This is a genomic window from Paraburkholderia denitrificans (assembly GCF_042655705.1).
Lineage (GTDB): Bacteria > Pseudomonadota > Gammaproteobacteria > Burkholderiales > Burkholderiaceae > Paraburkholderia > Paraburkholderia denitrificans.
This window is the reverse complement of record NZ_JBHSMP010000013.1, coordinates 280,494-292,907: the sequence shown is the minus strand read 5'-3', so window position 1 is coordinate 292,907 and position 12,414 is coordinate 280,494. Positions and strand designations below refer to the sequence as shown.

At 62.3% G+C, this 12,414-nt stretch carries 13 protein-coding genes; 8 read left to right on the top strand and 5 right to left on the bottom strand.

Going from position 1 to position 12,414, the window contains the following annotated elements; genetic code table 11:
- The first annotated feature begins 61 nt into the window (after positions 1-61).
- From ACFPTO_RS10820 to ACFPTO_RS10805, 4 genes are all read left to right on the top strand, one after another.
- Positions 62-340, top strand: coding sequence for a hypothetical protein (locus tag ACFPTO_RS10820; protein ID WP_377711364.1), 279 nt, complete (start codon positions 62-64; stop codon positions 338-340).
- A 372-nt stretch (positions 341-712) separates the two neighbouring features.
- Positions 713-1,678, top strand: coding sequence for a glycosyltransferase family 2 protein (locus tag ACFPTO_RS10815; RefSeq protein ID WP_377711718.1), 966 nt, complete (start codon positions 713-715; stop codon positions 1,676-1,678).
- 11 nt (positions 1,679-1,689) lie between these two features.
- The gene (locus ACFPTO_RS10810) at positions 1,690-2,067 is read left to right on the top strand and encodes a GtrA family protein (protein ID WP_377711363.1); all 378 of its coding nucleotides are present in this window, start codon (positions 1,690-1,692) and stop codon (positions 2,065-2,067) included.
- Positions 2,068-2,107: 40 nt separating this feature from the next.
- The gene (locus ACFPTO_RS10805) at positions 2,108-3,637 is read left to right on the top strand and encodes a glycosyltransferase family 39 protein (protein ID WP_377711362.1); all 1,530 of its coding nucleotides are present in this window, start codon (positions 2,108-2,110) and stop codon (positions 3,635-3,637) included.
- 385 nt (positions 3,638-4,022) lie between these two features.
- Here the strand turns inward: ACFPTO_RS10805 and ACFPTO_RS10800 are convergent, their stop codons facing one another.
- From ACFPTO_RS10800 to ACFPTO_RS10785, 4 genes are all read right to left on the bottom strand, one after another.
- On the bottom strand, positions 4,023-4,688 hold the full coding sequence (locus tag ACFPTO_RS10800) for a DUF799 domain-containing protein (protein ID WP_377711361.1): 666 nt from the start codon (positions 4,686-4,688) through the stop codon (positions 4,023-4,025).
- A gap of 10 nt (positions 4,689-4,698) precedes the next feature.
- Positions 4,699-5,064 (bottom strand): DUF4810 domain-containing protein, encoded by a 366-nt coding sequence (locus tag ACFPTO_RS10795; protein ID WP_377711360.1) that lies wholly within the window; start codon positions 5,062-5,064, stop codon positions 4,699-4,701.
- Between the two features lie 71 nt (positions 5,065-5,135).
- Positions 5,136-5,810: a CsgG/HfaB family protein gene (locus tag ACFPTO_RS10790; RefSeq protein ID WP_377711359.1), complete on the bottom strand. Its 675-nt coding sequence runs from the start codon at positions 5,808-5,810 to the stop codon at positions 5,136-5,138.
- A gap of 120 nt (positions 5,811-5,930) precedes the next feature.
- Positions 5,931-6,227 (bottom strand): hypothetical protein, encoded by a 297-nt coding sequence (locus ACFPTO_RS10785; protein WP_377711358.1) that lies wholly within the window; start codon positions 6,225-6,227, stop codon positions 5,931-5,933.
- 645 nt (positions 6,228-6,872) lie between these two features.
- Here ACFPTO_RS10785 and ACFPTO_RS10780 point away from each other — a divergent pair.
- From ACFPTO_RS10780 to ACFPTO_RS10765, 4 genes are all read left to right on the top strand, one after another.
- Positions 6,873-7,664: a DeoR/GlpR family DNA-binding transcription regulator gene (locus tag ACFPTO_RS10780; protein WP_377711357.1), complete on the top strand. Its 792-nt coding sequence runs from the start codon at positions 6,873-6,875 to the stop codon at positions 7,662-7,664.
- 209 nt (positions 7,665-7,873) lie between these two features.
- Entirely contained in the window at positions 7,874-9,421 is a 1,548-nt protein-coding gene (gene glpD / locus ACFPTO_RS10775; protein WP_377711356.1) for a glycerol-3-phosphate dehydrogenase, read from the top strand.
- A gap of 100 nt (positions 9,422-9,521) precedes the next feature.
- A complete protein-coding gene (gene glpK / locus ACFPTO_RS10770; protein ID WP_377711355.1) occupies positions 9,522-11,024 on the top strand; it encodes a glycerol kinase GlpK in 1,503 nt (500 codons plus the stop codon).
- Between the two features lie 112 nt (positions 11,025-11,136).
- Entirely contained in the window at positions 11,137-11,853 is a 717-nt protein-coding gene (locus ACFPTO_RS10765) for an MIP/aquaporin family protein (RefSeq protein WP_377711354.1), read from the top strand.
- A gap of 171 nt (positions 11,854-12,024) precedes the next feature.
- On the opposite strand, the gene ACFPTO_RS10760 is transcribed toward ACFPTO_RS10765, so the two are convergent.
- Positions 12,025-12,219, bottom strand: a complete 195-nt coding sequence (locus ACFPTO_RS10760; protein ID WP_293032878.1) for a hypothetical protein — start codon at positions 12,217-12,219, stop codon at positions 12,025-12,027.
- Positions 12,220-12,414: the final 195 nt, after the last annotated feature.

The window sequence follows — 12,414 nt, the reverse complement described above, 5'->3', positions numbered from 1 at the left end:
TGCGTTCTACCGTTCCACAAAATCACGCCGCTTTCCATAAAAGTCTGGGGGGATACGAAGCATGTCGCTTCGTCGCTCGCTGAGAGTTCCTTTACCTGCCCGTATTGCGGCGCATACGCGAACAATCCAGTCAGCCGGCCCCTTCAACATCCACCATTCCACCGTTCCACAATTAAAAGCCGGTGAAACTGGCATCCGGACCGATTCAACCACATCCCATCATCTGGGTTTTGATGGCGCGCTCCGCGGCATTACCGTGCAGGCCATTGCAAGGCCAACCCATGTTGCTCGTGATAAACTCGGCGACCGTGACGCGACGGTGCCGGCACGCTGGAATTAGCGGCGCTCCTCGTCCACGCGGGGATTGCCACGTCGTCGATATCAGACGGAGGCTGAGTGAACCGCTATCGCAGCGAGCCGCAGAAATTTCACGTTGCGGTAATTGGCGTGTTATCGAAATTTAATTCGGTTTACCGCTGATTGCCACTCCATGGGAGATTGCGCCCGATTTAGCCGTATTGGTAATTTCGGCTTTTTGCGTGGCTCCGTTATTGATGTGGGCCGGGGTTGCCCACGAGCGACAACAATATCCAGAAGAAGGCCTAAGGTGCTTTCACAAAACTATTCCGAAGCGCTTGACCACACTTCGTCGTATGCGCGTGAGCGTCACGCGCCGTCGGTTTCCTCCGGTACAGCGGACAGAGGCAGCGCAATAGATGCGGAGCGCCATGCGCATGCACGTCCTTTGCTCTCGCTCGTGGTTCCGTTCTACAACGAGTCCGCAGTCATCGAGGCGTTTTTCAACGCGATCGTGCCGGTGCTGTGCGGCATTCCCGATATCGACTACGAAATTGTCTGCGTCAACGACGGCAGCACCGATGCGACACTCGACAAGCTGCTCGCCGCTTGCCAGGCCGACTTTCGCGTCCGCGTGATCGACCTGTCGCGCAACTTCGGCAAGGAAGCCGCGCTGACGGCGGGCATCGACGAGGCCGAAGGCGCTGCGGTGATTCCGTTCGACGCCGATCTCCAGGATCCGCCCGAAGTCATTCCTAAACTGGTCGCACAATGGCGGTGCGGGTACGACGTCGTCCTCGCAAAGCGCGCGGAACGACGCACCGACACCTACGCGAAACGCGGAACCGCAGCGCTTTTTTACCGCGTGCACAACGCGATCTCGGACATCACGATTCCCGACAACGCCGGCGACTTCCGGCTGATGTCCCGGCAGGTGGTGGAGTCGCTGAAGCAGTTGCCCGAGAACCGGCGGTTCATGAAGGGCCTGTTCGCGTGGGTCGGTTTTCGCACGGCGGAAGTCGAGTACGTCCGGTCGCCGCGCATCGGCGGCAAGACCAAATTCTCCGGCTGGAAACTGTGGAACCTCGCGCTGGAAGGCCTGACGAGCTTCAGCACGCTGCCGCTGCGCGTCTGGACCTACATCGGCGGACTGACCGCGGGCTTTGCCATCTGCTATGCGGCCTATCTGATCATCCGGACCTGGGTGCGAGGCGTCGATGTCCCCGGCTACGCATCCCTCATCACCGCCGTGCTGTTTCTGGGCGGCGTGCAGCTGATCGGCATCGGAGTGATCGGCGAGTACGTCGGCCGCATCTATATGGAATCGAAGCGTCGGCCGGTCTATATCGTGCGCGACACCTACCGGCTGGGACGGCGGTAATGCGGCACGCGATGTTGCGGTTTGCCGGCTACGCGTGCGTCGGCGCGATGGGAACGATCGCCCAGTACCTGGTGCTCGCCGCGCTGGTGTCGACGCACGTGCTGGGCGCGGTTGCCGCATCGTGCATCGGCGCGGTTGTCGGCGCGATCGTCAATTACTACCTGAACTATCGCTTCACTTTCCGCAGCACGAGTCCGCACCGGAAAACGGCGCCGCGTTTTTTCACCGTCGCCGCTGCGAGCATCGGTCTGAACGGTGCGCTGATGTTCGCGCTCACGCATTGGGCGCATCTGTCATGGCTACTCGCGCAGTGCGTGACGACCGCCTGTGTGATGGTGCTGACCTACACGGCCAGTTCCGTCTGGACCTTCCGCGCGCAGCAGGCCTGATGACGGCCATTGCCGCTTCGATTGACCAAAGCGATTTTTCATGATGCAAATCCCAGTCCAGTTCGAGACGTCCACTGATTCCCCCCCGGACCTCGCCGAGAAGCACGGCATCGCACGCCTCCTTGCACTGCTGCCGATTCACGCGGTGGTGTGGACGATTGCCGCGTGGCTGTCTCGCGGCAATCTCGACACGCCGGGCGACATGGTCGAGAACTACGCATGGGGTATCGAATGGCAGGGGGGCTACGCGAAGCATCCGCCACTCTTTGCGTGGATCACCGCTGCGTGGTTCCGCGTGTTTCCGCACACCGATATCGCGTATTTCGCGCTGTCCGCGCTCAATGCGATGGTCGGGCTACTCGGCATCGTCGCGTTGGCGGGCCGTTTTCTGCCGCGCCGGCTGGCAGTGGTCGCCGGGCTCGCAATGGCGGTTTCTCCGCTCTATTCGACTCTCGCGATCAAGTTCAATGCGAACGCGGTCTTGCTCTCGGTCTGGCCGTGGACGGCGTACTTTTTCGTACGCTTGATACAGACGGGGGAACGGCGTTCGGCGCTTGCGCTGGGCGCTCTGGCGGCTGCCGCCGTACTCGGCAAGTATTTCTCGGCGGTGCTGCTCATTGCGCTTCTCGTTGCGTCGCTCGCACGGCCGGCGTGGCGCGCGCGTCTGCTGAGTGCGCGGTCGCTGCTGGTCGTCGTCGCGGGCATCGTCGTGCTGCTGCCTCATCTGGACTGGCTGGTCGAGCATCACTTCCAGACGTTCGTCTACGCGGAACACCGCACGGGCGGCACGTTGCCGGCCGCGGTCGGACGCTTCGGCATCTATACGCTCGCGCAGATCGGCTATCTGCTGCCGAGCTTCGTCGTCGTCGTGCTGCTCGTGGGTGAACGCCGGCTGCACGCGGCAAGACGGATGGCGCTGAGCTACGTGAAGCCGACGCTGTGCCCCGACCTGTGGTGGCTTGCGTTCGCTCCGCTGATGGTCGTCGGCGTGATCGCGGTAGCAGGCAGAACGGAGATGGCGTCGGTGTGGGGGATGGCCGAGTGGTTCGCGCTCGTGCCGTTGTGGCTCGCGGTGCTCCAGCGCGACGGTGTGCCCGTGCGAGCCGGGCGCGCTGTGCGGGTGCTCGTCGTCTACTGGCTGATCGTGCTGATCGCCGCGGCGGCGACCGGCTATGCCGGCGCGCGGCGCAATGGCGACGAAGCCGCCGAACCCCGTGCGGAGCTTGCGGCGCTTGCCACCACGCTGTGGAAGCAGCGTACCGGTGAAGATTCCATTCCGGTCGTTTCCGGAGGATCGCACGAGGCGGAATCGATCGCGTTCTACAGCGGCAATCGCACTCACTACTGGGACATGGACGTGCCGCAGACGACGCCCTGGCTGCGAAGCGACGACGTCCGCCGCGAGGGCATGCTCATCGTCTGCGAGACCGAGGATTCACGCTGCATTGCGCGCGCGACAGCGTGGAGCACTGTGCAGCCGCTTCCCCTCAATGTCCACAAGGAAGCGTGGGGAAAAACGTTGAAGGCCTGGCAATATGAGCTGTTCGTGGTGCCGCCCGCTGCCGTCTGAGCGTGACAGCGCGCCCGGAACATTCGTTCCGGGCCATTCCAGGTGTGTTGCCTGCGCGGAACCTTAAACTGAAAGGCGTCGCTCACCCGGGCGCAACCCGCACAACTGCGACGCTATGCGCCTTCCGCTAATCGGATTGGCGCCAGAATAAATGTGTCAACCTACGGCAGGACCGGTCATATCCAATCGAGAAGCCCAGTCATTTCGACTGGGCCTTTTGCTTACTGAAATCCGCATAGCATTTGCGATCAGGCTGGATTAATCCTGATGCCACAACGCCCAAAGCCTGTGGCCATACATCGACCAAAGCGAACGGGTTTTCGGACTGTCGCCGCCATGTGAGGCCCCCAAACAACAGGAGCCTCACACATCCCTCAACCCAAAATCAATCCGTACCGTATTTCGGCGAGTGCGGCCCATACAGCAGCCCACTCGGCTGCCCGGCATGCAGCAAGCGGTAACTCGTCACCCCCGCAATATCGTGGCTCCGGTCCGTGAGCGAGTTGGCAATCTGCTTGATCGCCGCCGTCACCAGCATCCCGATCAAACCACCTCCGGAATTGTTATTCCCTTCGTTGCTGTTCGCGCTCGCCCGGCCCTGCCACAGCACGTCGCCCGTCTTGAGGTCCACCAGCTTCGCAGACGCCGTAACGATGGTGGCACTGTCGAGCACGCGGTACACCGTGCCGTACTGGCTGACATTCGAGTACAACGCGGCGTCAGCGCCAAAAATCTCGCGCAGTTTCGCGGGCGAGGTCGCCTGAATGTCATTTGGCGTCGTCAAGCCGTTCTCTTTGAACGTCTCGTCCATCACCGCCACCGGTACGACGTAATAGCCAGCCTCGGCGAGCGGCATCGTCATCTGCGAAAGCATGCCGTTCGTCGCGTTGACATCCGACGTTTCATTGGTCGGCGGCAGCACCAGGATCGAACGCGGCCGGCTGTTCTTGAAGGCGGTGTAGTCGGTGTACTTCACGGGTTGCGCGCAGGCAGCCAGCAAGGCCAGCGTCGATACGGCAATCCAGAGCTTGATTGAAATGAACTTTGACATGATGGCTCGCTCAGTGCTGTTTCGGTGTCTTCATCAGGAAATCCATGTAGGCCGAGGACTCCGGGAAAAGCTCCTTTTCGGCCTCGAACTGCTGCATTGCCTGCGTACCGTTGCCGACGCTCGCGTACAGCATGCCAAGCTGCGCATGAAATCCCGGCGGTGGTGTGTTGCCCTTACCGCGAATCTCCTGAAGCGCCTTTTCAAGCGCATCGATCTGCTGCTGCGGCGCCTTTTCTCCCTTGAGATAGTCGTAGACCGCAGGCTGGTAGCCGGTCCACTGGTAAAGCGGGCGCGGGCCGTTTGCGCATCCCGAGAGAAGTACGGCTGCCGCCGTAATCGGCAAGCAGAGTCCCCGTATCGTGCGTTTGTAGTTCATCGTGATAACCCCGAATGTATTTATATGCGTGTGCGATCGAATCGCGAACAGGCCGAAGTGTTTCGGCAAACCTACTGAGCTGCTTTCAGTGCGCCCGCATCGACCTGATCGACAAGGTGGTTAACCGCTTCCTGAATAGCGAGGTCGAGTACCTTGCCGTTCAGCGTCGAGTCGTAACTGGCCGTGCCGCCAAAGCCGATAACCTCGCGGTTCGACAGGCTGAACTCGCCCGCACCCTGGCTCGACGCGATGACTTCCGATGTCGTGATATCAACCACGTTCAGGCTCACTTTCGCGTAGGCAACCTGTTGCTTTCCGCGACCGAGAATGCCGAAAAGCTGCTGATCGCCCACGTCCTTGCGGCCGAACTCCGTCACGTCGCCGGTAATGACGTAATGCGCGCCCTTGATGGCCTGCGCCTTCTTCAGGAAACCGGCTTCCTGGCGAATTTCATCGAGGTTGTCGCGATCGAGAACATTGAAGCGTCCGCTTTGCTGAAGCGCCGTGATCAGGATGGTCTTGGCCTGGCCGCCGAGGCGATCAATGCCATCGGAGAAGATTCCGCGCATATAGGCCGACCGGTTGTCGAACTTGCCCACCGCGATCCCGACCGGTTTGCCGACCGCAGGCCGCTGCGCGCTGGCGATCGGCGGCACCGGCAGCGTGTGCGACGACTCGGTCGCACATCCGGCCAGGGCCACGACAATGGCAGCGAGCGCAACCCCGTATGGTTTCAGTAGAGTCATTTTTTCTCCTTATGGGCGAAACAGTATTAACTAATCTTTTGGCCGTTTATCGACGTCTCAAACGTCGTCTGACGCGAAGCAAACACGTTCATCGAAGCGTTTTCTTGATTGCGTCGTGGTTCATGCGCGTCGTGCAGTCGATTGCACGTCGAACGGCGAGTACGTATGCATCGATACGTCCGCGCGCGACGGCTTCGTGATGTTTATCTGGTGCAGGCCGCTGGCCGTGCTGATGACGTTCGGCGCATGCGCGCCGGATGGCTGGATCCGGGCCGACGCCGCGCCCGCGAACACGAGCGCGGACGATGCGCCGGTGTCTTCCTGATTGGCCCTGCCGTGAGCCATGGCCGTCCCGGCGGCGGCTACGAACATCCCCCGCAGCTTGCTGGACGCAAGCCGGTAACTCCCGTTATTCATTTTCTTGTACACCTGTGATGCCGGAAGAAACTCTGCTTGATGCAAAGGTATTTCCAGTTCTTTTTCACATTGACGTCATGTCCTGGTGAAACGGCCGAACGTCACATCCGTTCAAGCCGTGCGCGCCGCGAGCGAGGCTAACAAAATGCATGGAGGACAGCAATCGTTTCGAGGCTCACTTGTGGCGAATTTGACGATCCCCGATTTAATTTCCATTTGCAGTGCATAGGGGAAACGGCATCATCCCCGCCGAATATGCGAGATGAATCATGCGCGCAGAGTTAATGCGGTTGTATTCGTCATCCTTCAGCGCCCTGCGGCGATCGAAGCATACAGTCCTCAAACACCGACGAACCGAATCTGCATCTGAAGTTTCGTGATGTTTTTCACCTCCGTTCATTGAATTTATATTTGCATTCCTGATTTATTTTCCAATTGATGCGCCATGGACAATGTGCATCGGTTTTTACGTCGACCGCGTGCGGCGAAAGGCAGCGATCTGCCATGTCCGATCGTCGCCGGCACGACCTTTTTCGCGTTTCCCCACCCTGCCACGTTCGCCCGGCCCCCAAAGCTCACACAAAATGTTCGTTCGAACTTCAGTAGAATAGTGTCCGCTTCTCCACGAGCCTCCCAGCCAGAACCATGACCCGAGACCCCCGCCTGACCCTCAATGCGCGCCAGCAGGAACTGCTTGAATGGGTGCAGCGCGACGGCTTCGTCACCGTCGAGGATCTCGCGTCGCACTTCAACGTCACGCCGCAGACGATCCGCCGCGACGTGAACATGCTGGCCGACCTGAATCTGCTGCGCCGCTATCACGGCGGCGCGAGCCTGCCGACGAGTTCGGAAAACGTCTCGTACACTGCGCGCCAGTCGATGTTCCATGACGAAAAGCGGCGCATCGCGGCGCTCGCCGCCACGCACATCCCGGACCAGGCGTCGCTCTTCATCAACCTCGGCACGACCACCGAGGAAGTTGCGCGCGCACTCCACCGCCATCGCGGTCTGCACGTGATCACCAATAATCTGAACGTCGCGAGCATGATGAGCGGCTACCAGGAGTGCGAGGTGATGATCACGGGCGGCGTCGTGCGGCCATGGGACAAGGGGATCGTCGGCGAGCTCACGATCGATTTCATTCGTCAGTTCAAAGTCGATTACGCGATCATCGGCACGTCGTCGATCGAGACGGACGGCACGCTGCGCGACTTCGATACGCGCGAAGTCCGCGTCGCGCAGGCGATCATCCAGCACGCGCGCACGGTCTATCTGGTCGCGGATCATTCGAAGTTCGGCCGGCCGGCGCTCGCCCACCAGGGGCATCTGAACCAGGTCCACGCGCTCTTCACCGACAAGGCGCCGCCCGCCGAGATGCACGAAACCATCATGGCGGCCGCCACCCAGGTCTACGTCGCCGACCAGCCGGCGCGGTAATCCACCCGGCGCGGGCACCTTCCCGGCCCGTCCGCCCTCGCCGCGGCGGCAGTAGCAGCAGCGGCGGCACTATCCCACCCCCTCTTCACCGGCCTGCGCGCCGGGCACGTCTGTTCCGTCGAGAAACGAGCTTTACTTTTTCGATTTCGCTCGCTAAAGTTCGAATTCGAAAATTTAAGGTTCGTTTTAACCATTTCCAGGAACTGCGGGTGACTCGACAGAACCGGTACGATCTGCTCGTCGTCGGCGGCGGCATTAACGGCGCGGGCATTGCGCGCGACGCGGCTGGGCGCGGGCTGTCCGTGCTCCTTTGCGAGCAGGACGACCTCGCGTCGCACACATCGTCGGCCAGCACCAAGCTGATTCACGGCGGGCTGCGCTATCTCGAGTACCGCGAGTTCGGGCTCGTGCGCAAGGCGCTGCTGGAGCGCGAAACGCTGCTGCGCGCGGCGCCACACATCATGCGGCCGCTGCGTTTCGTCATGCCGCACATGCCGAATCTGCGCCCGGCGTGGCTGATCCGCATCGGCCTGTTCCTCTACGACCATCTCGCGAAACGCGAACTGCTGCCGGGCTCGCGCGCAATCGACATGCGCCGCCACCCGGCGGGCGCGCCGCTCGCCGACTCGATCCGGCACGGTTTTGTCTACTCAGACGGCTGGGTCGACGACGCGCGTCTCGTCGTGCTGAACGCGCTCGATGCGAAGGAACGCGGCGCCACGATCCTCACGCACACGAAACTCGTGTCCGCGCAGCGCGCCAACGGTGAATGGCACGCGCAGCTGCAGCGCGCGGACGGTTCGACCGTCACCGTATGCGCCCGCGCGATTGCGAACGCTGCGGGCCCGTGGGTCGGCAGCGTGCTGCATGGCGCGCTCGGCGCCGATGCGAATCACAGCGTGCGTCTCGTGAAGGGCAGCCACATCGTCACGAAGCGCCTGTTCGAACACGATCACGCGTACATTTTCCAGAATCCGGACAAGCGGATCATCTTCGCGATTCCGTACGAGCACGATTACACGTTGATCGGCACGACCGACGTCGCATACCGCGCCGATCCCGCTCATGTCGCAATCGACAGCGACGAAACGCGCTACCTGTGCGATTCGATCAACCGCTATTTCAAGCACAAGATAACGCCCGCCGACGTGTGCTGGACCTACTCCGGCGTGCGCCCGCTGCTCGAAGAGGAAGGCGCCGACAATCCGTCCGCCGTCACGCGCGACTATCGTCTGGAGATGGATAACACCGACGCCGCGCCGCTCCTGTCCGTATTCGGCGGCAAGATCACGACGTTTCGCAAGCTCGCGGAGGAAGCGTCCGACCTGCTGTGCCGCGCGCTGGGTTCGTCCGCCGGAGCGTGGACAGCCGGCAAGCCGCTGCCGGGCGGGGACATCGCCAACGCGAATTTCGAGTCGTTCGCCAATGCACTCGCGGCGCGCCATCAATGGTTGCCTGCGTCGCTCGCGCGACGCTATGCGCATGCATACGGCACGCGTGCGGAACGCATGATCGGCGATGCGCAATCGCTTGACGGACTGGGCGCGGAAATCGTCCCCGGAATCCACGAAAGAGAGCTGCGCTACCTGCGCGACGCCGAATGGGCGACGTGCGCGGAAGATGTCCTCTGGCGCCGCTCGAAGCTCGGCCTGCATGTCACGCCGGGCTCGCTTGACGCAGTCACAGCCGGTCTCGACCGATGGTTCGCCACAGCACCGGCGGCACCAGCCACACCGGCCGCCCCGGTCGAACATTGAGCGATTTGCGGCCTGATTTGCAGCCCGAGTTGCAGCAAAAAGCGCGTCTTTCACCGCGCCAGTCACAACGACCAATAACCAATAGATGGAGATAAGCGACATGCCGGACCAGTACATCCTCGCGCTTGACCAGGGAACCACCAGCTCCCGGGCGATGCTGTTCGACCGCCAGGGCAATATCGTGTCGAGCGCCCAGAAGGAGTTCGAGCAGATCTATCCGCGTCCGGGCTGGGTCGAGCACGATCCGCAGGAAATCTGGTCGTCGCAGGCGGGCGTCGCGGCCGAAGCCGTCACGCGCGCGGGCCTGAACGGCACGTCGATTGCGGCGATCGGCATTACGAACCAGCGCGAAACGACGATCGTCTGGGATCGCGAAACCGGCCATCCGATCTACAACGCCATCGTGTGGCAGGACCATCGCACCGCCGATTTCTGCGACCAGTTGAAAGCGCAGGGGCTGGAAGCCATGGTGCGGGCGAAGACCGGCCTGCCGATCGATTCGTACTTCTCCGCCACGAAGATCCGCTGGATCCTCGACAACGTCGAAGGCGCGCGCGAGAAGGCACGTCAGGGCAAGCTCGCATTCGGCACGGTCGATAGCTGGCTCGTCTGGAATTTCACGCGTCACGAGCTGCACGTGACGGATGTGACGAACGCGTCGCGCACGATGCTCTTCAACATCCACACGCTCCAGTGGGACAACGAGCTGCTCGAAGCGCTCGACATTCCCCGCAGCATGCTGCCCGAAGTGAAGGCGTCGTCGGAAATCTACGGCCACACGAAAACCACGGTGTTTGCGTCGAAGATTCCGCTCGCGGGCATCGCGGGCGATCAGCAGGCCGCGCTGTTCGGCCAGATGTGCACGACATCCGGCATGGTGAAAAACACCTACGGCACCGGCTGCTTCCTGATGATGAACACGGGCGCCAAGCCGATCGAATCGAAGAACAACCTCGTGACGACGGTCGCCTGGCAGATCGGCAACGAGGTGAACTACGCGCTCGAAGGGAGCATCTTCATCGCGGGCGCGGTCGTGCAGTGGCTGCGCGACGGTCTTGGCGTGATCCGCAGCGCGCAGGAAGTCGAGGCGCTCGCGGCGAGCGTGCCGCACAGCGACGGCGTGTATCTCGTGCCCGCCTTCGCCGGACTCGGCGCGCCGCACTGGAAGGCCCACGCACGCGGCTCGCTGTTCGGCGTCACGCGCGGCACGACCTCCGCGCATCTTTCGCGGGCTGCGCTCGACTCGATCGCCTATCAGTCGTCCGACGTGCTGCGCGCGATGGAGGCCGACTCGGGCATTCGCATCGGCGAGCTGCGCGTCGACGGCGGCGCGAGCGCGAACAACCTCCTGATGCAGTTCCAGGCCGACCTGCTCGGCGTCGATGTGGTGCGTCCGCAGATCACCGAGACAACGGCGCTCGGCGCGGCGTATCTCGCGGGTCTTGCCATCGGCTACTGGAGCAGCATCGGCGATCTGCAAAGCCAGTGGCAGCTCGACCGGCGCTTCTCGCGCACGAAACCGGCCGCGGAAGTCGACGCATGCCAGGCCGGCTGGCAGCGCGCGGTGCGCGCCGCGATTGCGTGGGCAGACGACTCGCACTGAGCCGCACGCCTGCCGAAGTACTCCCCAGTAGTACCCCACAATAGAACCACATGCTCCACACGGCGGGTCGCGTGCATTGCACGCGGCTGCCGTGCGGGGCGGAGAGACAACCATGTCACCCTACATAGCGGAATTCATCGGCACGGCAATCGTCGTGCTGCTCGGCAACGGCGCAGTCGCCAACGTGCTCCTCGCGAAAACCAAAGGCCGCGGTGCGGACCTCATCGTCATCGTGATGGGCTGGGCGATGGCCGTGTTCGTTGCGGTCTACGTGACGGCGTCGTTCAGCGGCGCGCACCTGAACCCGATCGTCACGATCAGTCTCGCGCTCGCGGGCAAATTCGCATGGTCGAAGGTCGGCGGCTACATCGTGGCGCAGATGCTCGGCGGGATGGCCGGCGCAGTCCTCGTCTGGCTCGCGTACCGCCAGCACTTCGCGAGCGAAGCCGACCCCGATCTCAAGCTCGCCGTGTTCTGCACGGCGCCCGCGATCCGCAACGTCACGCATAACGTAATTACCGAAGCGATCTGCACCTTCGTGCTGATTCTCGGCGTGCTGTATCTGGCCGCGCCGCAAGTCGGCCTCGGCGCACTCGACGCGCTGCCGGTCGGCCTGCTCGTGCTCGGCATCGGCATTTCGCTAGGCGGCCCGACGGGCTACGCGATGAGCCCCGCACGCGACCTGTCGCCGCGCATCATGCATGCGCTGCTGCCGATCCCCGGCAAACGCGACAGCGACTGGCGCTATGCATGGGTTCCGGTGATCGGACCGCTGCTCGGCGGCACGGCGGCGGCGCGCCTCTATCTGTACCTGCACACGATGAGTTGATCGCGCAACGTTACGGTGAAGTTGCAGTGAAATAAGACAAGCCCACGAACGCTCTGCATTCCGTGGGCTTTTTCATGTTGATATTTATCTCGTCATCCGGAACAACACCATACCGGGAGCCTGCGGCGCGCCCCTATCGTGTGCCGAAATCGCGCGCCGCCAGCCGCTCCCTCACAGAAACGGTTTGCCGTCCACCTGTTCATAGACGACGTTGCCTTCGTCGTCCTCGAACCGTTCGAGGTAATTGCGCGCGCCACAAAGCGGGCAGCGGAAGAGCGGCCCCTGGCCTTCGTTCTTGATGACCACTTCGCTCTGTTCCCACGGGGTGCCGCACGACTGGTTGCGGCAGACAAAAGTTTCGGACATGCAGATTCTCCTGACGGTTACGGCCGCAAGACTACAGCATGCGCGACCTTAGCGACGAAATTCCTCACTCGACTGTTCGCTTTTTGAGCACTTTTGCGCCGGACTGTTCCACCACGATGCAATCCCGCCTGAACCGCATACCCCCTGCGCGCCCGCCATTGGCCCCCTCGTAAACGCGGCCCAGGCGCAACCCCA